This window comes from Halomarinibacterium sedimenti, from assembly GCF_019312585.1.
Lineage (GTDB): Bacteria > Bacteroidota > Bacteroidia > Flavobacteriales > Flavobacteriaceae > Halomarinibacterium > Halomarinibacterium sedimenti.
In genome coordinates, this window is sequence record NZ_JAHWDP010000003.1 from 167,931 (window position 1) to 187,473 (window position 19,543).

Here is a 19,543-nt window from a genome sequence, read left to right on the forward strand (position 1 = left end):
GAAATAAAAACAAATGATTAAAGGTTATTGTCTTTGAAAGCCAGCAGCCGCAATAAATGCTTTTGCTTTATTATTGAGCCTAACAATGGCCAAAGATTGGTTGTATTCAAAATTTAAGTTATCCCCTTCAAACCTATTGGTTAAATGAAAGAGATTAAAGCTTTTTTCAAAACGTTCATCATCATTCCAAAAGGTAAAGCTTCTATAGCAAGGTTGCACGGGAGCACTAAGTTCTGGCCCGTCAGACGGATTGGAAGGCTCATAGTTTTTAACCTCATTTTCTTTAAGCTCTTCAAAGTTGTTGGATACAAACTGAAATATGCTATCATTGGAAAGCAATACTGTTCTAAACAATCCGCAATTATCAATTTTTTTCATTAACGGCCTACCATCTTCTTGCCAAAATATATAGACTTCGTAATACGTTTCTTTTGAAGTACACATTTTTCCATCAATCATAAACATTTCAATAGTACCAGAACAATAATGCTTGGTTGTAAAAAATTGCGCTATGCCTCGTTCTTGAAGTTTTGAGGTAAATTCATTTGTTAATTCGGTAACATAGGTTTCATCGTTTTGAGAATAACCTGAAACAGCTATAAAGAAGCTTAAAAAAAGGAGTATTGTTTTCATAAGTGAGGTGTTTTCTGAATTGCTAATTTACACAAAGAAGCTTTTAATATCCCATATCGCATTGAAAACTTCCAATGGGGCTTCCATCTGGGATTTTGGAAACTTCCACTTTTTTGAAATCGTCTGGATCTTCTTCAAAGGCATCAATTTCTAATAATAGTTGCTTTGCAAAAGGACTTTTATCTCTTTTTAATTCGGAGGCGATATCTTCAATAGCTTCCAAAGAGCTTCCTTTAACTTGCGGTAAAGCATCTTTATTTAATGAAAGTGCAAACAAATGTTGAAGCATTTGATACTGGATAATATGTTGCACCTCTTTCTGATAAGGAGATTTTAAATCGTCCTCAAAAACTGTATTAAGCAAGTCTTCTAAAACTTCGTCAAATCCTAAATTATCTTGTTGCAAGGCTTTTTGTTGCACCAATCTATTGGCTCTTTCAGTATGTAAAAGTAATTCTAAAGTCATATCACTTGCTGTTGCCGCAGCTCCTAAAGCATCAAAAGCTACACCTATATCGCTTTTAAAAGATTCACGTGTTCTACTATACCCAAAAGCTCTTGGTGGAAATAATTTTAATTGCGTTTCTGGAATACTTAAATTTTTTGAAGTAAGGGTTTTTAAAACTGCATGTAGTGCCTTTTTTTGCTCAGGTTTTGGTAAATAATTGTGTTGTACTCCTGCATAATCTTTTACCAAATAATCATATTCCATTCCGCCAATTAACTTAACTGTAGCTTCGGTTTGGTAACGATGTAAAAAATATAGTGGTACAAAAACATCCTCTAACATAGAGTAAGCTTCTCCTGTTCGAATATTATCTTCAGAAAAATTATTAATAGCTACTTCTCTAATTTTTAATAAATTTTCCAATTCCTCCCAAGCGCTTTCACCATTATCCCAAAGATGAGCTTTCCCGTGAGCTCCTCCCTTTGCCCGTGCATCGCCGTCTGTGATATAACGTAACCCATTAGCAAAAGCGCCCTCCAACAATGCTTTTAAATAGGTTTTTTCATCGCCATTGGGTGCTTCTCCATAACTATAAGCTACTGTTACTTTGTCCCACGCTCCTATTCCTGTAGCGTAGGCATTGTTTAAATTAACTTCACCATTAATAAGTTGTAACGTAGGGTGTGGATAATCCATAACACTCGCTCTATTAGAAATACTCGCTGCAAAATTATGTGCAAAACCTAGCGTATGCCCTACTTCATGTGCAGACAATTGTCTAATTCTAGCCAATGCCATTTCTAACATAGGTCCATAATTATCGTCACTGACAGCAAAAGGTTTATTTAATAAGGCTTGCGCAATCATAAAATCCTGACGAATTCTCAAGCTACCTAAGCTCACATGCCCTTTTATAATTTCACCGGTTCGTGGATCATTGATTGTGGAACCATAACTCCATCCCCTTGTAGAGCGATGCACCCACTGAATCACATTATACCGAACATCCATTGGGTCTGCATTTTCGGGTAATATTTTTACTTGAAATGCATCCTTATATCCTATGGCTTCAAATGCTTGGTTCCACCAACTTGCACCTTCCAATAGCGCCGATCGAATAGGCTCCGGCGTTCCTGGGTCTAAATAATAGACTATAGGCTCCTTTGCTTCACTCATTGCAGCCGTAGGGTCTTTCTTTTCAAGTCGGTGACGAGTAATATAACGCTTGGTAATGGGTTCTTGTACTGGGGTTGCAAAATCCATATAGGTCATGGGGTAAGAACCACTACGTGGGTCAAATTCACGCGGAATGTATCCAGCTTCGGGTAACTCCACAAAACTATGATGTTGTATTACAGATATAGCTCGTGAATTAGGTGCCACACTACGTAAATCCCAACCCGTTGAGTCCCCTACATACGTAAGCATAGCTTCAAACTCTACATTTTTTGGGAATGCTTTGGTACGTTCCATCCAAACAGTATTTCGAGTTTTATCTAGTTTATAAGTCCCTTGTTTATTCCGTTTAAGGGTTTGTGCCACATTGTGTGCATCTTCCATTAAAAATGGAGTTAAATCTATTAGGTAAACCCCTTGTTTATTCTCTTTTATTTCAAAACCAAATAAGACCGAACGTGCAAAAGCTTCTTCAATGGACTTCTTTTCTAATAAGTTATCAGTATTAGCACGATAATTCATGTTGGGTTGCAACAATAATATCTTGTTACCACTTTTTATAAACTTCACCAATTCTCCTCCTCCAAGCTGACCGCGATCCAATCCGATGTCATTAGAACCTAATCCGGTTCTTAAGGAATGTACGTATAAAAATTCAGTGTTGAGCGTTGCAGCAGGAATTTCGAGGTATATATTTCCCTCATCTTCAACGTAATGAAAATTAAAATATCCTTCAAAATGTTGAACATTTTTCTTTCCGTCCAAAAACTGTGCGTGAACGTAGGTCATTCCGAAGGTAAAAATTAAGGCAAGTAGTAGGTTTCTCATAAGATTGTCTCCCAAGGTTATAGGGGATAAATCTATTAAAATTCTTTGAAAGTGTTTCGGCTTATGTTCTTAAATTCTATTTTTGTATAAAATCCTATCTTAGTTATGACAACCATAGATCAACTTAAAGATCTCAGAAATCGCCTGGATGCGTTAAGGAGGTATCTTTGACGTAGATGGCAAACGTATTACCATCTCAAACGACGAAGAAAAAACCTTCGATCCTAATTTTTGGAACAATCCACAGGAGGCCGAAGCCTTTATGAAACAACTTCGTACCCTTAAAAAATGGGTTGAAGATTACGAAAAAGCGACTGCACTAACTGAAGAAGCCGAAATTCTGTTTGAATTTTTTAAAGAAGGTGAAGGCACACAGAACAATGTCGATACTGCCTTTTTAAAAGCCGAAGAAGCCATAGAAGCCCTCGAATTTAGAAATATGCTAAGTAGTGAGGGTGACGACCTCTCCGCAGTACTTCAAATAACTGCTGGTGCAGGCGGTACAGAAAGTTGTGATTGGGCAAGCATGCTCATGCGTATGTATATGATGTGGGCTCAAAAAAATGGATATAAAGTAAAAGAACTCAACTTTCAAGCGGGAGATGTTGCTGGAGTAAAAACCGTAACGCTAGAAATTGATGGCGAATTTGCCTTTGGCTGGTTAAAAGGTGAAAATGGTGTGCATCGTTTGGTACGTATCTCCCCTTTTGATAGCAACGCGAAGCGTCATACCAGTTTTGCAAGTGTATATGTTTATCCTTTAGCCGATGACAGTATTGAAATTGACATAAATCCTGCGGATATCTCTTGGGACTTTGCCCGTAGTAGCGGTGCTGGAGGTCAAAATGTGAATAAGGTAGAGACAAAAGCCATCCTTACCCACCACCCTAGTGGTATAGTAATACACAATAGCGAAACCCGATCGCAATTAGAAAATCGCGAAAAGGCCATGCAAATGTTAAAGTCTCAATTGTATGAAATCGAACTTCGTAAACAACAAGCTCAACGCGACGAAATTGAAGCCAGTAAAATGGCTATTGAATGGGGTAGTCAAATACGGAACTATGTGTTACATCCATATAAATTAATTAAAGATGTACGCTCATTACATGAAACAGGTAATACCGATGCTGTGCTGGATGGCGATTTAGATGGTTTCCTAAAAGCCTATCTCATGATGACTGGGCAAGGTGAGAAAAGTGAGGAATTATAAGATATAAAATGGAATTACCCTTAAATTGTAATGTTCAGTATTATGACGCTTTCTTAACAAAAGAAATTGCGCAAAAAGCCTTTGAGTATTTAATGAGTGATCCTGAACTAACACAAAACTTTTCCATAAAAACACCAACAGGAGAAATCTTTGAGGAACAATTTGGCAAAATAATGTTCGTTACTCAAACACTTTTTAATGAAAATGTCTTTTCAGAAATTCAGTGGGGTAAAATAAAGGTTTGGCCAAAAGAACTTCTCTCCATTAAAAACAAAGTAGAAAGTTTAACTGGTAATAGATTTGAAACCTGTGTTTGTATCTATTACCCTAATGGAAACTCGGGAGTCGACTTTCATTCAGATTATGTTGCTTTTGGAGATACTTCCATTATACCTTCGCTTAGTTTAGGAGCAGAACGTAACTTTATATTTAGAGAAAATCAATCCCAAAAGGACTACTCAATAACACTAGCCCATGGAAGCTTATTAATTATGGGGAAACACAGTCAAGAGCGTTATGAACATTGTCTTCCTTTAGACCCAACCTGTATTAAAGGTCGTATTAATATCACTTTTCGAAAATATGGTTTTTATTAATAAAGGAATTACTAACCTTTCTTTTTACTAGTTCACTTTTTTTATGGTTTTAAATACTTGGGAAGTTTTGCATATTTTCACACTTTTTTGACATCCATTTTACAGTATTGAAAAGCGAACCTTCTACATTTGGTCATCATTAATTAAAAACAAACAGTTATGAAAAATCAAATAGTAGGACTCTCTTTTATAGTCGCAATTCTTTTAAGTTGTCAGGATAAAAATGATATCAAAAAAGAGGATCTAGCAGTTGTAACAAATGACCAAGTTACAAACAACACGAAAACCATAAACAAATCGAAAACAAAAGTTTTTGACGATTTTATTTATGAAATTGGACCTCGATTTAGTTCCATTAAAAAAAGTGAGGTAGAAAACGCTAAAACCATCAACGCTTTTTTTAGTGAAGAAGAATTAGAAAAGATGGAGGCCATTACCTCCATTAAAATAATTCGTGTTATTGATGATAAACAATCTGAAATTAGAGAGGTAGGAACCACCAAAGATTTAACAAAGGCACAATTAAATTTGCTGAAAAACTTTGAATATGACGCTAATTTTGTGGTTAGAGCCGATTTTAAACAGAGAAATGAAATTACGGGAGAATTAGAAAATAACTATGCCTCTCCCCACCTAACCATCGTTCCAGAAAAGGAAGCCACTTTTGTAGATGGTAAAGATGCATTAAAAGCATTCTTAAAAATGAGCACCGAAGAAGTTCGGAAGGATGCCGACCTAGAAAAATTTCAAGCTGCCAAATTGTACTTTACAGTTTCAAAGGATGGAACCATTAAAAATGTGCATCTAGACCGATCTTGTGGCTACCCCGAGATAGATAAAAAAATGATTGAACTAATTACACAAATACCAGGCACTTGGCTTCCCGCCGAAAATGCTAAAGGAGAACAAGTGAACCAAGAATTAGTTGTCTCTTTCGGGCTATTAGGCTGTTAAAAAATAAAATTTAGCATAGTAAAAAGGCTTCTTCAGGTTATGAGGAAGCTTTTTTATTGAATATAATTTTAGTCCTTCTATTTTTATCCTTTTAATATCTTTACTAAAAAGAAAACTAATGCAATCAGAAACTACCCCAACCCTTACTTGGGAAGACTTTATGAAAGTAGAAATGCGTGTAGGCACCATCATTTCGGCAGAAGTGTTTAAGGAAGTAAGAAATCCTGCTTATAAAATGACAGTAGACTTTGGTCCCTTCGGAATACGAAAAACATCAGCGCAAATCACTACACTTTACCAACCCGATGAACTCATAGGAAAACAAGTTGTTGCCGTTATAAACTTTCCTCCCAAACAAATAGCAACCATGATGAGTGAATGTCTTGTCCTTGGCGGTGTTGGTGAAAGCAAAGAAGTCACCCTACTTCAACCTGAAAGAAATTTAGGAAATGGAACTCGTATTGGGTAACAATAACAATCACTAACAAACAACCCTATTAAATACTGTTAAACCCTATTGTATAAAAAACAAAAAAACACAATCACTTCATTAGTAAGACTAAAACTGCATCACATTATATTATTAGGAATAACACACTACTAAAAATTTAATAATAATTTTTATATCGGATATTTTTGTCCGTTATGAATAAAAGATTATCTTTGTACTTATATAAAACCCAAGGTATGTTTTCAAAAGCTTGTGAATATGGCATTAGAGCAACCATTCATATCTCACATCAGTCTCAAAAAGGACAGCGTGTAAGCCTAAAGGAAGTTGCAAAAGCCATAGATTCTCCAGTTGCCTTTACTGCAAAAATTTTACAATCCTTAGCAAATAACAACATCATTGTTTCTACAAAAGGGGCAACAGGTGGTTATGAAATCCCACAAAGTAACCATGACATAGTAACCCTACTACAAATTGTAGAAGCTATTGACGGAGACAATATTTACAATGGTTGTGGCTTAGGCTTAAATCAATGTAACGAACTGAAACCTTGCCCTATTCATTTTCAATTTAAAGCCATTAGAGATAATTTAAAAAATATGTTACAAACCACCAATATAAACGAATTGGCAAACGGATTGCACAACGGTGTAGCATTCCTAAAAAGATAAAAAAATTTATATCTAAATCGGATACTTTTATCCACTATAAAACATAATAAAAACCATAAACCTTAAATAATAATCATTAGTAAAATCTATAATTATGAATACACAAGAAAATAAAATAATTGGAGAGTTAGTAGCGCAAGATTACCGCACCGCATCAATATTTAAAAAATACGGAATAGACTTTTGCTGTCAAGGAAATCGAACCATTAACGAGGCCTGTAAAAAGAAAAAAATAGATTCTCAAAAAGTATTAGAAGAAATCGATATGCTAACACAAACATCTACTGAATCTAGTATCGACTACCTATCTTGGCCTCTCGACTTAATCACAGATTATATCGAAAAAAAACACCATCGCTATGTAGCAGAAAAAACAAACGAAATAATCCCTTTTTTAGACAAAGTATGTAAAGTCCATGGAGCCCACAACCCAGAGTTATTTGAAATAAGCCAACATTTTAAATCGTCTGCTCAAGAACTAGCAAAGCATATGAAAAAAGAAGAACTGCTACTATTTCCATTCATCCGAAAAATGGAAAAAGCAACTCAAGAAAACAACTCGTTAGAGTCTCCCCTTTTTGGCACTGTTCTTAACCCTATTAATAAAATGATGTTAGAACACTCTAGCGAGGGAGAACGTTTCTTAAAAATTCAAGAACTAACAAACAATTATACACCACCCCCCCATGCATGCAATACCTATAAAGTGACTTTCGCCCTACTTAAAGAATTTGAAGAAGACCTACACCTACACATCCACCTAGAAAACAACATCCTGTTTCCAAGAGCAATAAAACTTGAACAAGAATTAAATCATGTCTCAACCTATTAAACGTGACCCATCCCTGCAACCCCTTAGTAGAGAACATCATTATGGACTACTACTTTCTTGGAAAATTAGAGAAGGGTTTAAACGTGAAGTTCCCCCAGAACGAATTAAAAAATACACAAATTGGTTCTGGGAGAACCATCTCGCCCCTCATTTTCAATTTGAAGAGTCCTACATATTTCCTATACTAGGTAATAAACACAAAGACATCAAAAGAGCAGTAAAAGAGCACCGACGATTAACAAGACTATTTACAAACACAGAAAAACCTAAAAAAAATCTTTCACTAATTGTAGAAGAACTCGCCGCACATATACGTTTTGAAGAACGCATTTTATTTAAAGAAGTAGAAAAAATAGCAACCCCCACACAACTCAACATCATTGAAAAAGAACACTCAAAAAGTATCATAGAATCTTGGGAAGATAAATTCTGGATTAAAGAAGAAAATTATTTCTTGTAAACCTCCATCAACTTAAAATCTACTCGAGGTCAAACCTAGACTTAATTCTGGTATCATTCAGGTTAAAGGGCAGTCAAAGCAAAGTAATGCCATAATCTCTTCACACGACTCACTACTCACTACTTTTACTATCTTTACCAATAACTAGATTTGCAATAGTAGAGCTTAAAGTATCCCATGAATAGTACAGAAGAAACACTTAAAGAACGGATTAAAGAGCTCACTTGTCTTTATGAGGTTTCATCTATTATTGTTAATGTAGATGCAAAGCAATTACCGGAGACCCTTTTAGCCATTGCAAAAAGTTTAAAAAAAGGGTTTCAGTTTCCAAATCATACTGAAATTACTATTAATTCACCTGGAAATACGATTAAAACTGGGAATAGTAATGAATTGTTAAGTATTACTTCAAACATATATGCATTCAATAAGAAAAAGGGTGAGATTATTGCCTCATTAAATAATGGGAAAGGAAGTTTTTTAAAAGAGGAACAGCAGCTTCTTGACAACGTTGCCCTAAAAATTGGAAACTTATTGGAGCGAATTGAGATATTTCAAAACGAAATTTCTTTAAAAAGACAAATGGAACGAGCCGATAGGCTTTCTATTATAGGTGAATTAACAGCTGGAATTGCCCATGAATTAAATACCCCTCTAGCAAATATTTTGGGTTTCGCAGAGCTATTAAAAGACAATTTAAAATTCAGTAACCAATCAGCCGAAGACCTAGACAAGATTATCCAAAATGCAATATTTTCACGTGAAGTTGTAAAAAAGTTAATGTTTTTTGCTTGTGAAATGCCTCAGGAAATGAAAGAGGTTAATATTGTACCAAGAATTAAAAATGCTATTACTTTACTGGATGCCTCTTTCAAAAAAGCTGAAGTAAAGTATATTGTAAAAATTGAAGATGAAGAACTCTTATTACGTGCAGACACCATTCAACTTACACAAATCATTTTTAATCTAATTATCAATGCAATATACTTTTCGCCCAAAAATAGCCTTGTAACCATTGAAGCATTTCAAACGAATAGTCATATTGTATTAAAAATCTCAGATCAAGGATCGGGACTATCTGATGAAGCATTATTAAAGGTCTTTCAACCCTTTTTTACAACAAAGCCTACGGGAGATGGCTCAGGTTTAGGTTTAAGTGTAGTACATGGAATTGTATCAAGTCATAATGGTATCATAACAGCAGAAAACAACCCTGAGAAAGGTGCTACTTTTACTGTAAAACTGCCTAAATATTAATTACTTTGTAAGGGCTATGCAACTTAAAAAAGAAAATATATTAATTGTAGATGATGACATCAACATTTTAGAGTTGTTACAACGCCATTTACAATCTTGGGACTATCACGCTTATAAGGCAATATCGGTTAGGGAAGCAGTTCAAATTTTACGAGATACAACTATAGATTTACTCATTACTGACCTTAAAATGCCCGAAGTGGATGGTTTTGAACTTATTAAATTTGTGTCCGAACACTATCCAAAACTTCCAAAACTTGTCGTAACTGGATATCCTTCGGTTCAGGACTCACTTGTGGCTATAAAGTCTGGCGTAGTTGATTATTTAACCAAACCATTTACCAAGGAAGAATTAAAAAGAGCCATAGATAAATCTTTAAACAATAGTAATAACTCTAACTCTTCTTCGCCAAAAACCGAAACACAATTTAACAAGTCCTATGGTGAAATCATCGGAAATTCAGAAAAAATCAATGATGTTTTCCAAATAATAGAACGTGTTAAGGATAATAAAGCGACTATTTTCATTAAAGGTGAAAGTGGAACTGGGAAAGAGCTAGTGGCACGTGCCATCCATTATCAGGGAAAATTTTCTAGAGCACCCTTTATTTCAGTTAATTGCGGCGGTATTCCTGAAAATTTATTGGAATCAGAATTATTTGGATATACAAAAGGAGCTTTTACGGGTGCCGAAAAAGACCGTGCCGGATTCTTTCAAGCGGCAAACGGGGGTACTATTTTCCTTGATGAAATTGGAAATGCTTCTACAGCAGTACAATCACGACTATTGCGTGTGCTGCAGGAAAAAGAGGTTGTAAAGGTGGGGGCTCAAAAGGCCGAAAAAATTGATGTGCGTATTATTGCTGCAACTAACAGTGATTTAAAGGAGATGATTAAAAAGGAAGCTTTTAGAGAGGACCTCTATTACCGATTAACTGTAGTTGAAATTGAGGTAGCTCCTTTACGCGAACGTAAGGAGGACATTCCTCTATTGGTGGAGAAATTTCTTTTTAAATACGGTGTAGAATACAAAGACCGTTTTATAAAAATAAGCGCCGAAGCTTCTACTCTATTACAACGATACGACTGGCCTGGAAATATTCGAGAACTGGAAAACGTGATTCAACGTGCTGTCATAATGTGCGACAAAGTTATTGAGGTTGAACATCTCCCCGATTCGCTTAAATACATTATTGCTTTTCCTGAAGACACTTTACTACCTTTAAAAGAAATAGAAAAAAGGTATATTCAAAAAGTACTCAACGCCACTAATAATAACAAAACCAAAGCCGCTGAAATTTTAGGAATTGACCGTAAGACCATCCGGCAAAAACTAACCGATTAAGTATAACTGATAATGATACAAATTCTCCCAACTGGGTAAATTTGTATCAGTTATCATTCCTTTCTTTTATTTCATAATAATCAATAAACCCTACAACAGTAAGGGTTTTCCTCATTTAATTTTTTTTGGCACAACCACTGGCATACAGGTTGCCTTTAGGTAATTGAATTATAACAATGCACTATGAAAACAAATACATTTAACATATGTCCAACTTGCACTCACAGGGAATTCTGTGTACTTACGGATCTAAAAAATCAAGTGTGGTCATGTAGTGAGTATGAAGAATTAGCACCCGAAACACGGGTTGAACTCCCTCCTTCAATAAATAAAAAAGACCAACCAGAAATGGCAATGGCATAACTCTTAAAACAAAAAGAAATGATTTTTAATGAATTAGAAACTATCCTATTAGGAAAGAAAAAAAAGCAAACAAGATTAAAATTTGATTCAATACGAATGAGCCCTTATAGGTTTTCTAACAAACGCCACTTAAGAAATAGGGGTTTAATAATTAATCCTTTTTAAATCCTAACATATGAATACACAAGCAATTGTAACAAGTAAGACTTTTAAAAAGTCCGAAATCAAGAAACGAATTAACAAATATATAAGAGAAAGATACAACGAGAGAAGTATCATTAATCGTCTTTTTAAATAAAAACAACTAATAAAATCCATATTAACGGTATATAATTATGACAACAATAACAGCAACTTTAAATAATAAGAAAAAGAAAGCACCTTTAAAAGGCATGATGGATAATGTGATGGAACAGTTTAACAGTGCTGCAGATCATATTGGACTTCATCCAAATATTAGAAAGATCTTGAGTATCACAAACAACGAAATCGTCGTTCACTTTCCAGTAAAAATGGACAATGGTGAAGTAGAAATATTCACGGGTTACAGAGTTCAACATAACAATGCACTTGGCCCTTACAAAGGTGGTTTACGTTATCATCCTACAGTTGATATAGATGCGGCTAGGGCACTTGCCATGTGGATGACCTGGAAATCATCTTTAGCCGGATTACCTTATGGTGGTGGCAAGGGAGGTATCAAATTAGATCCCTCAAAATACTCACAAGGCGAATTAGAACGCATTACACGTAGATTTACATTTGCCCTTGCAGATAATATTGGCCCTGAACACGACATTCCTGCACCGGACGTAAATACAAACAGCCAAACCATGGCTTGGATTGCAGATACGTATATGAGCACAAGGCCTCCTGCCGAAAGGACTGCAAATCAGCATGTGGTTACTGGAAAACCCGATGGTAGTGGCGGTTTAGAAGGCCGTGACCGTGCCACTGGGTATGGTGTTTTTTTAAATATTAAATTCTGGGCAGAGCGCAACCATGAATCCCTAAATAATAAAAAGTTTATAGTACAAGGTTTCGGAAATGTGGGTTATTGGGCAGCACATTTCTTAGAAAAGGAGGGTGCAAAATTAGTGGCTGTTCAGGATGCTTTTGGAAGTATTAAAAATATTCATGGAATTAAGGTGGAAGATTTGTTTAACTATACAAAAGCTAATAATGGTAGTGTCGCAGGTTTTCCAGAAGCATTAGATCTAGACAATGAAAAGTTTTTTGGAATCGAATGTGACATCTGTATTCCAGCTGCACTCGGTAATCAAATAACCAAGCAAAATGCTTCAAAAATAAAAGCACGCCTAATAGCCGAAGGTGCTAACGGTCCTACCAATGTGGAAGGTGAAAAAGTTCTTTTGGAAAAAGGAATTACCATTATTCCAGATATCCTTTGCAATTCGGGAGGTGTTGTAGGAAGTTATTTTGAATGGTTGCAAAACCGTAATGGAGAACTTTGGCAACTTGACGAGGTAATGGTAAAGCTTGATAAGAAGATGAAAGAATCCTTTGATAAGGTTTATGAATATTCCGAAAAAGAAGGAATGGACCTACGCACAGCAGCTTATTGCATCGCTATTAAGCGTATAGAAAAAGCATATTTACAAAGAGGGATATTCCCTTAAATAAAAAACAATTAAAACAAAAGAAATGAAATACGGAAGTTTAATAATTGAAAAAAAGGAGTATGTGTATGTAAAGCGTGTACTCAATATTTCGGGATATGCCGAAGATTTTGAAACACAAAAATCCTTACAAAGGTTAAGTGATGAACTTAAAAATGCTCAAATAGTAGATGAAGAAGAAATGCCTGAAGACGTAATTCGCTTCAATAGTAGGATAATGGTATATTCTGAAAATGGATGGGAGAGAGTAATACAGCTTGTTATCCCATCTGAAAAAGATACTAAACAAAGTAAAATATCCATTCTTACACCCATGGGAGCTGCGCTTTTTGGTTATTCTGAAGGAGATTCTATAGAATGGGACTTTCCTTCTGGAAAACAACAACTCAAAATTGTAACGGTAGCTCAAACTGAAAAGCAAACCAATAAAGAAATATTTACTTAAAAACATACAAATGAAAGCTTTACAAACAGAAATCTATCATCACGACTCTGATGTTGATGTGACTCATAAAATCAACTCTATAGAATTAGACAATTGGATTAATCATCTTAATTACATTAAAAAAGAGCTAAAAAATTTAATTGCCCTTTGTGGAGTAGACTTAAGTAACAAATTGAACGATGAAAGTGTTGTGCAAAAATTTAAAAAAAAGGATGCCGAAAATGATATTCTTTTAAATACGCTTCACAACTATATGAACTTAAGAAAGAGCATCATTGAATGTGAAGACACACAATGTGATATGGCTTACATTAATGAACATGAAAGTTATAGAAGGGGTTATTTATACCATTTGGAAAAATATAGAAAAGTAAAGGATGAATTTTTTATTAAAATTCAAGGCCAATTTTCTTTATTGAGCAAAACTTCCACTTCATAGTATATGGTGGATATTGAATTATCATACAAGACAGATGTCCATAGAAGACTTTGTATCAAAAAGGATCTAATAGAGTTAAGTCACTGGATTGATGTTCTTTCTGTTATCAGTTCGGAGTTAGAACAATTAAAATTAATAGAGAAGCAGCTATTAAAAAATAGTCGCATTGAAACCAATATTCTAGGATTAAGAAGAAAAAACACTTTGGTAATGGGAATGCTTTGCAAATATGAGCAAGAGCTAAAAATAGAATACCAATATGGAAAAACAGAATACACTCTAACCCGTGCAAAATTGCACGAAAATAAACGAGATATTCATGTATCCTTAATACAAGAATTCAATCAACTAAAAAAAACAATTTACTCCCATTTGATAAAATATCAACTCAAATAAATCTTAAATAAATACATTAAAATCGAAATGAAAACAATCTTAAAAAATTTTAAGTTTAATGCACTTGATAATATAGATTTGGAAAATACTGGAGAAGATGCTATTTATAAAACGGAATCGAAAATTGACGAGAATAGTTGTGTATTCAAGCTAAACACTATTACATTTTATGAAAATATTTCATATTGTACTGACTGCGGTTTCCATCATAGATAAAATCCAAAACACTTTTACATATTGGATTAGCACCAGGTAAGACATTAAAACAATTCCCGAACGTTTGTTATCTTTACCAAAAACCCTATATGCCTAACATAAAAACCATCATCTTCGACCTTGGCGGCGTCCTTATCGATTGGAATCCTGAATATGTTTTTCTGAAAGAATTCCGTGGAAACCGAGAAAAAATGGATTGGTTTCTTAATGAAATTTGTGCTTGGGAGTGGAATATGAACCAAGACGCTGGGTATCCCCTAGCACAAGCTACCGAAGATCGGGTTGCCATGTTTCCAGAATACGAAAAGCTTATACGAATGTATTATGGACGCTGGGAAGAAATGCTGGGCTATACACACGAGGATACCTTGGAGATTTTAGAAAGTGTCGTGCAAAATCCAAACTATAATGTGTTTGCATTAACTAATTGGAGCGGGGAAACGTTTCCTAAAGCCTTACAAAAATTTCCTTGGCTACAATGGTTCGAAGGAATCTTGGTGAGTGGTAATGAAGGCATTCGAAAACCCCATAAAGAAATATACGAGTTAATGCTTCAGCGCTACAGCATCAATCCCAATGAAGCAGTCTTTATTGATGACAGTCTGAAAAATGTACAAGGAGGCGAAACTGTTGGAATTAAAGGCATTCATTATATCGACGCTTCTTCTCTTAAAAAAGAACTCATAGCATTGGGTGTGGTATTATAATTAAAAAGCCACAATCCTCTCTATCTGCAACTTTTTTTGTAGTTTTCTGTTTTACTTCAACTGTTAGAAAAATATGACCCATTATAAAGTTGCCGTTTTAGGCCCTATTCCAAGAGACCATATAATTACCCATAATAACGAGGTTATTCAAAAGTATGGTGGTGCTACGCACACTGCCATTGCAATTTCAAATTTATTAGAGAATAAGGGTGTTGTGTATCCCGTTACACACGTTAGAAAGCAAGATGCACAGGGAATAAAGGATCTTTTCGCACCTTATGACAATATCGATACGGATTATATTTCTTCGGAAGCAGATCAAGGAGATGTTATCCAGTTAAAATTTGTAGATCAAAATAAACGTATCGAAACCCAAACGGCATTTATGAAACCCATTGGCCCAGAAGATGTAAAACCCCTCCTCGATTGCGAAGTATTTGTGTGTGTTCCCGTAACCGATTTTGAAGTCCCTCTCGAAACACTTATTTATATAAAAGAAAACAGCAACGCATCGATTGTTTTTGATGCCCACGGTCCTACTACGGCACTTACGGTACGCGGACAGCGAGTGACCAAGTTTTGGGTAGATAGAGATTTGTGGCTTCCGTATATAGACGTCCTAAAAATGAATTTGGAAGAAGCTAATTGCAGTTGGTTTCAAAACGAATATAGCCTAGAAGAACTAGAACACAATGAAGAAATTGACCCAGAACAACTTCCCAAGTTTGCAGAATATTGCCTTCAACACGGACTCAAAGCCTTATATGTAACATTAGACTCACGAGGCACCATGGTTTATACGCTTCAAAATGGGGTGTTGCATCAAGAATTGGTTCCTTCGGTTCCAGTTGAAAATGTCATAGACACCACGGGCTGTGGAGACTCGTTTGCAGGTGGAATAGCTTTCAGTTTACTTGATAACCCAACGGATTTTATTAAAGCGGCTCAATTTGGAAATGCCATGGGTGCACAACGTACACAAGGAAAAACCTTCGAAGTTTTTAAATCACTTTTAGAAACTAAAAAAATTCTTGCCAATACTTATAAATCATCCATTTGAAAGCAGCTAGTTTAGCACAGTTACGAAAAGAATTAAAACTTCGTTCGAACGAAGAATTACAGGAGTTATGCTTAAAATTGGTGCGATACAAAACCGACAATAAAGAACTCCTCTCCTATTTACTTTTTGAAGTCGAGGATGAGGCTCATTATATTGCTGGAATTGAATCCTATATTACCGAAGCTTTTTCAGAAATAAACACTCATAGCTATTTCTATATTCGAAAAAGTATTAGAAAAATACTTCGCGTTACAAAACGGTTCATCCGTTATTCTTCCGAAAAGGAAACCGAAGTCATTCTGTTGCTCCATTTTTGCAAAACTCTAGAAAACTTTACTCCTTCCATTAAAGAAAGTGCTGCCATGATGAACCTTTATCACAGACAAATTACGCTTATTGAAAAGAAATTGGAAGGACTCCACGAAGACCTCCAGTACGATTACAGCCAAGTTTTACAACAATTGGCATTTCGAGATGAGTAGCCGTATCTTTGTATTTTTTAATATGTTAATATTCAAGCATTGACCACCATTTATCACAATCCTCGCTGTTCCAAATCGAGGGAAGCCCTTCAAATTTTAGAAGCACATAATGAAGCTGTTGAAATTATACATTATTTAGATACCCCACCCACAGTGGAGGAGCTTCAAAGTTTACTGACACTGCTTCATAAAAAACCAAAGGATATTGTACGTAAAAATGAAACGCTTTGGAAAGAGAAATATCGAGATAAGAAACTAAGTGGAAAAAGATTACTAAAAATCCTTGCCAAAAATCCTCAATTAATTGAGCGTCCAATCGTTATAAAAAAGGATAAGGCTATTGTGGCTAGACCTCCCGAAAGCGTTAAGGAAATTCTATAAAAAGTTTAACAGAATATTAGCATTCAAAGCTTAAACCTAAAGTTATTTTCGTAGTCGAACTGGAAAAATTCACTATGAAGAAAATCTTATTTGCCCTTTCCTTACTGATTGGTTTTGGGTCTTGGTCACAAAATGGAGGAACAACCGAAGTTACAATCACAGGAAAAGTGCTTGAAGAAGGTTCAAATTTTCCCTTAGAATATGCAACGGTAGCTTTTTCTGATACCAATGGAAACATTATTGGTGGAGGAATAACAGACGCAAATGGAAATTACAACATTGATGTAAAAGCAGGTGTTTATAATGTTCAATTTGAGTTTATATCTTATAAAACCGAAACGTTAAGCAATCAGCGATTATTTAAAAATACATCGCTACCTACTATGGCATTAGCCCTAGACTCGGAAAGTCTGGCAGAGGTGGTGGTTCGAGCGGAAACGACAGAGGTTCAAATTCGATTAGATAAAAAAATATACAATATTGGGAAGGACCTAACTACAAGCGGTGCGACCGTAAGTGATGCCTTGAATAATGTCCCTTCTGTTACAGTAGATGTAGACGGTGCCATTGCACTTAGAGGAAATGAAAACGTGCGTATTTTAATCAATGGTAAACCCTCCGCCATTGCTGGATTTGGTGATACCGATGCCCTGCGCCAACTTCCTGCCGAAGCTATAGAACGTGTGGAAGTAATTACGTCCCCTTCAGCTCGCTATGACGCTGAAGGAACCGCTGGAATTCTGAATATTATTCTTAGAAAGGAAAAAACTTTAGGATTTAATGGATCCATTCAAACCAACTTTAGTTATCCACTAGGAAGTAGTGCCACAGCGAATTTAAATATTAGAACAGATAAATTCAATATATTTAATACTACTGGAGTTCGTTACAATGAAAGCCCTGGAAATGCCACTTTTGAAAATGTATATTTCAGTGATGACATTGACAATCCCTTTGTTGATGAAACTCGTAAATACAACCGAAAAAGACAAGGTTTTAATACCAATCTAGGTATGGAGTATTTCATTACAGACCGCTCTTCTATTACTGCCTCGGGCTTTTATAGAATGAGTGACGATAATGATCTTACCACCAACCTTACCAGCGAATTTGATGCAGATAGGAATTTAGCAGTCTCTCGATCCAGAAATGAAGACGAAACTGAAGATGATGAAAACTTTCAATTTTCTTTAAATTATGTAAATGAGTTTAATACAGATGGACATAAACTTACGGCCGATTTCCAATGGGAAACAGGTTCAGAAACCCAAATAGGGTTAATTGAAGAATTTAATACCTTCCCTGAAAACGAAACACTTCCTTCTGAATATATTACCGAAGTTCAAGACGATACCGAATATTTATTCCAAGCAGATTACGTTTTACCCATTGGAGAAAGCGCTCAATTTGAAGCAGGTTTCCGAAGTACTTTAGAAAATACCATAACAGATTACACCTTAGAAGAACAATTAGTAGCGGGAGGTGCCTTTGTGCGAAATGACAGCCTTTCCAACATCTTTGATTACACCGAAAATGTTCATGCCATATATAGTCAATATGGAAATAAATTTGGAGACTTTTCCTTTTTATTAGGCTTGCGAATGGAAAACACCGTTTTAAAAGGAGAAGTTACTGCAACCGATGTTACGGCAAACAATGCGGCTTTAAACATTAATTTCGACAAAAATTTTCTAGGGCTATTCCCCACAGTAAATTTGGTATATGAGCTTTCAGAAAGAGAAAATGTTACCCTTGGTTATAACCGAAGAATTAACCGTCCTAGAAATTGGTTTGTAAACCCCTTCCCTTCGCGTTCCAGTGAAGCCAATGTGTTTCAAGGAAATCCTGACTTGAATCCTGCCTATGCAAGCGCTTTCGATTTGGGCTATTTAAAACGTTGGAAACAATTAACATTAACAACCTCAATTTACTACCAATACGAAACCGATTCTTTTGAAAGAGTACAGGAAGAAACGGGATTGGTAACGCCTAATGGAATTCCTATTATTAGAACCATTCCTATTAACCTTTCTACAAATACACGTATAGGTTTTGAAGCGGGAGTACTATATAATCCTGCCAAGTGGTTGCGATTAAACGGAAGTTTTAATTTCTTTCAGTTTGAAACCGAAGGAGATTTTAACGGTGTGGATTATGGTGCAAAAAATACAAGTTGGTTTACACGTGGTAGTGCTAAGGTTACCTTACCTGCTAAAATTGATTGGCAGACCAATGTTTTTTATCGCGGCCCTTATAATAATGCACAAACAGAGTTTGAAGGTATTCTCTCGGTCGATTTAGCGTTCAGTAAAGACATTATTAATGACAATGCAACCATTGGATTTAATGTAAGTGATTTATTTAACAGCAGAAAACGTCGTTCTTTAACCGAAACAAGTAGCTTTACAAGTAATAGTGAGTTTCAATGGAGAGAGCGCCAATTTAATTTATCGTTCACGTATCGTTTTAACCAGAAAAAAGAAAGACAACGAAATCGTGGTGGCGATGGAGATTTTGATGGTGAAGGATTTGAAGGATAATTTGTAGTTT

General features: G+C 35.4%; 20 protein-coding genes. 18 read left to right on the plus strand and 2 right to left on the minus strand.

Translation table 11 applies throughout. The features are described 5' to 3' along the window. Nucleotides 1-24: 24 nt before the first annotated feature. Both KXJ69_RS07905 and KXJ69_RS07910 read right to left on the minus strand, forming a co-directional pair. Complete coding sequence (locus KXJ69_RS07905) at nucleotides 25-633, minus strand: hypothetical protein (protein ID WP_219052465.1); 609 nt, start codon at nucleotides 631-633, stop codon at nucleotides 25-27. 43 nt (nucleotides 634-676) lie between these two features. Beyond that, a complete protein-coding gene (locus tag KXJ69_RS07910) occupies nucleotides 677-3,085 on the minus strand; it encodes a zinc-dependent metalloprotease (protein ID WP_219052466.1) in 2,409 nt (802 codons plus the stop codon). Nucleotides 3,086-3,190: 105 nt separating this feature from the next. Between KXJ69_RS07910 and prfB the strand changes: the two genes are divergently transcribed. The 18 genes from prfB (at nucleotide 3,191) to KXJ69_RS08000 (ending at nucleotide 19,533) form a co-directional block, all read left to right on the plus strand. Then, a protein-coding gene (gene prfB / locus KXJ69_RS07915) for a peptide chain release factor 2 (RefSeq protein ID WP_219052467.1) occupies nucleotides 3,191-4,298 on the plus strand; the annotation gives its coding sequence in 2 pieces (ribosomal slippage) (nucleotides 3,191-3,253 and nucleotides 3,255-4,298; 1,107 coding nt in all). 8 nt (nucleotides 4,299-4,306) lie between these two features. Then, nucleotides 4,307-4,894: an alpha-ketoglutarate-dependent dioxygenase AlkB gene (locus KXJ69_RS07920; protein ID WP_219052468.1), complete on the plus strand. Its 588-nt coding sequence runs from the start codon at nucleotides 4,307-4,309 to the stop codon at nucleotides 4,892-4,894. A 159-nt stretch (nucleotides 4,895-5,053) separates the two neighbouring features. Then, nucleotides 5,054-5,848 carry an energy transducer TonB gene (locus tag KXJ69_RS07925; protein WP_219052469.1) on the plus strand — a complete coding sequence of 265 codons (795 nt, stop codon included), beginning with the start codon at nucleotides 5,054-5,056 and terminating at the stop codon, nucleotides 5,846-5,848. Between the two features lie 118 nt (nucleotides 5,849-5,966). Next, nucleotides 5,967-6,317, plus strand: coding sequence for a tRNA-binding protein (locus KXJ69_RS07930; protein WP_219052470.1), 351 nt, complete (start codon nucleotides 5,967-5,969; stop codon nucleotides 6,315-6,317). Nucleotides 6,318-6,535: 218 nt separating this feature from the next. Continuing rightward, complete coding sequence (locus KXJ69_RS07935) at nucleotides 6,536-6,970, plus strand: RrF2 family transcriptional regulator (RefSeq protein WP_219052471.1); 435 nt, start codon at nucleotides 6,536-6,538, stop codon at nucleotides 6,968-6,970. A gap of 94 nt (nucleotides 6,971-7,064) precedes the next feature. After that, nucleotides 7,065-7,802, plus strand: coding sequence for an iron-sulfur cluster repair di-iron protein (gene ric, locus KXJ69_RS07940; protein ID WP_219052472.1), 738 nt, complete (start codon nucleotides 7,065-7,067; stop codon nucleotides 7,800-7,802). Continuing rightward, nucleotides 7,786-8,262, plus strand: coding sequence for a hemerythrin domain-containing protein (locus KXJ69_RS07945; RefSeq protein WP_219052473.1), 477 nt, complete (start codon nucleotides 7,786-7,788; stop codon nucleotides 8,260-8,262). The genes ric and KXJ69_RS07945 overlap by 17 nt, the downstream gene beginning before the upstream one ends. A 177-nt stretch (nucleotides 8,263-8,439) precedes the next feature. Beyond that, nucleotides 8,440-9,519 (plus strand): sensor histidine kinase, encoded by a 1,080-nt coding sequence (locus tag KXJ69_RS07950; protein WP_219052474.1) that lies wholly within the window; start codon nucleotides 8,440-8,442, stop codon nucleotides 9,517-9,519. A gap of 16 nt (nucleotides 9,520-9,535) precedes the next feature. Then, nucleotides 9,536-10,864: a sigma-54-dependent transcriptional regulator gene (locus tag KXJ69_RS07955; RefSeq protein ID WP_219052475.1), complete on the plus strand. Its 1,329-nt coding sequence runs from the start codon at nucleotides 9,536-9,538 to the stop codon at nucleotides 10,862-10,864. Nucleotides 10,865-11,562: 698 nt separating this feature from the next. Then, the gene (locus tag KXJ69_RS07960) at nucleotides 11,563-12,867 is read left to right on the plus strand and encodes a Glu/Leu/Phe/Val family dehydrogenase (RefSeq protein WP_219052476.1); all 1,305 of its coding nucleotides are present in this window, start codon (nucleotides 11,563-11,565) and stop codon (nucleotides 12,865-12,867) included. Between the two features lie 25 nt (nucleotides 12,868-12,892). Then, complete coding sequence (locus tag KXJ69_RS07965) at nucleotides 12,893-13,312, plus strand: GreA/GreB family elongation factor (RefSeq protein WP_219052477.1); 420 nt, start codon at nucleotides 12,893-12,895, stop codon at nucleotides 13,310-13,312. A 10-nt stretch (nucleotides 13,313-13,322) separates the two neighbouring features. Continuing rightward, entirely contained in the window at nucleotides 13,323-13,751 is a 429-nt protein-coding gene (locus KXJ69_RS07970; protein ID WP_219052478.1) for a hypothetical protein, read from the plus strand. Nucleotides 13,752-13,754: 3 nt separating this feature from the next. Next, nucleotides 13,755-14,147 (plus strand): hypothetical protein, encoded by a 393-nt coding sequence (locus KXJ69_RS07975; RefSeq protein ID WP_255571287.1) that lies wholly within the window; start codon nucleotides 13,755-13,757, stop codon nucleotides 14,145-14,147. A gap of 305 nt (nucleotides 14,148-14,452) precedes the next feature. Further along, nucleotides 14,453-15,070, plus strand: coding sequence for an HAD family hydrolase (locus KXJ69_RS07980; protein ID WP_219052479.1), 618 nt, complete (start codon nucleotides 14,453-14,455; stop codon nucleotides 15,068-15,070). 73 nt (nucleotides 15,071-15,143) lie between these two features. After that, the gene (locus tag KXJ69_RS07985) at nucleotides 15,144-16,130 is read left to right on the plus strand and encodes a carbohydrate kinase family protein (RefSeq protein ID WP_219052480.1); all 987 of its coding nucleotides are present in this window, start codon (nucleotides 15,144-15,146) and stop codon (nucleotides 16,128-16,130) included. After that, nucleotides 16,127-16,612 (plus strand): hypothetical protein, encoded by a 486-nt coding sequence (locus KXJ69_RS07990; protein WP_219052481.1) that lies wholly within the window; start codon nucleotides 16,127-16,129, stop codon nucleotides 16,610-16,612. Before KXJ69_RS07985 ends, KXJ69_RS07990 begins: the two co-directional genes overlap by 4 nt. 39 nt (nucleotides 16,613-16,651) lie before the next feature. Next, the gene (arsC, locus tag KXJ69_RS07995; protein WP_219052482.1) at nucleotides 16,652-16,993 is read left to right on the plus strand and encodes an arsenate reductase (glutaredoxin); all 342 of its coding nucleotides are present in this window, start codon (nucleotides 16,652-16,654) and stop codon (nucleotides 16,991-16,993) included. A 74-nt stretch (nucleotides 16,994-17,067) separates the two neighbouring features. Next, entirely contained in the window at nucleotides 17,068-19,533 is a 2,466-nt protein-coding gene (locus KXJ69_RS08000; RefSeq protein ID WP_219052483.1) for a TonB-dependent receptor, read from the plus strand. Nucleotides 19,534-19,543 lie beyond the last annotated feature (10 nt).

Excerpts from the sequence above, each read along its gene's own strand:
- KXJ69_RS07905 (WP_219052465.1), bottom strand. The coding sequence starts at position 633 with ATGAAAACAATACTCCTTTTTTTAAGCTTCTTTATAGCTGTTTCAGGT.
- KXJ69_RS07910 (WP_219052466.1), bottom strand. The coding sequence starts at position 3,085 with ATGAGAAACCTACTACTTGCCTTAATTTTTACCTTCGGAATGACCTAC.
- KXJ69_RS07920 (WP_219052468.1), top strand. The coding sequence starts at position 4,307 with ATGGAATTACCCTTAAATTGTAATGTTCAGTATTATGACGCTTTCTTA.
- KXJ69_RS07925 (WP_219052469.1), top strand. The coding sequence starts at position 5,054 with ATGAAAAATCAAATAGTAGGACTCTCTTTTATAGTCGCAATTCTTTTA.
- KXJ69_RS07930 (WP_219052470.1), top strand. The coding sequence starts at position 5,967 with ATGCAATCAGAAACTACCCCAACCCTTACTTGGGAAGACTTTATGAAA.
- KXJ69_RS07935 (WP_219052471.1), top strand. The coding sequence starts at position 6,536 with ATGTTTTCAAAAGCTTGTGAATATGGCATTAGAGCAACCATTCATATC.
- ric (WP_219052472.1), top strand. The coding sequence starts at position 7,065 with ATGAATACACAAGAAAATAAAATAATTGGAGAGTTAGTAGCGCAAGAT.
- KXJ69_RS07945 (WP_219052473.1), top strand. The coding sequence starts at position 7,786 with ATGTCTCAACCTATTAAACGTGACCCATCCCTGCAACCCCTTAGTAGA.
- KXJ69_RS07950 (WP_219052474.1), top strand. The coding sequence starts at position 8,440 with ATGAATAGTACAGAAGAAACACTTAAAGAACGGATTAAAGAGCTCACT.
- KXJ69_RS07955 (WP_219052475.1), top strand. The coding sequence starts at position 9,536 with ATGCAACTTAAAAAAGAAAATATATTAATTGTAGATGATGACATCAAC.
- KXJ69_RS07960 (WP_219052476.1), top strand. The coding sequence starts at position 11,563 with ATGACAACAATAACAGCAACTTTAAATAATAAGAAAAAGAAAGCACCT.
- KXJ69_RS07965 (WP_219052477.1), top strand. The coding sequence starts at position 12,893 with ATGAAATACGGAAGTTTAATAATTGAAAAAAAGGAGTATGTGTATGTA.
- KXJ69_RS07970 (WP_219052478.1), top strand. The coding sequence starts at position 13,323 with ATGAAAGCTTTACAAACAGAAATCTATCATCACGACTCTGATGTTGAT.
- KXJ69_RS07975 (WP_255571287.1), top strand. The coding sequence starts at position 13,755 with ATGGTGGATATTGAATTATCATACAAGACAGATGTCCATAGAAGACTT.
- KXJ69_RS07980 (WP_219052479.1), top strand. The coding sequence starts at position 14,453 with ATGCCTAACATAAAAACCATCATCTTCGACCTTGGCGGCGTCCTTATC.
- KXJ69_RS07985 (WP_219052480.1), top strand. The coding sequence starts at position 15,144 with ATGACCCATTATAAAGTTGCCGTTTTAGGCCCTATTCCAAGAGACCAT.
- KXJ69_RS08000 (WP_219052483.1), top strand. The coding sequence starts at position 17,068 with ATGAAGAAAATCTTATTTGCCCTTTCCTTACTGATTGGTTTTGGGTCT.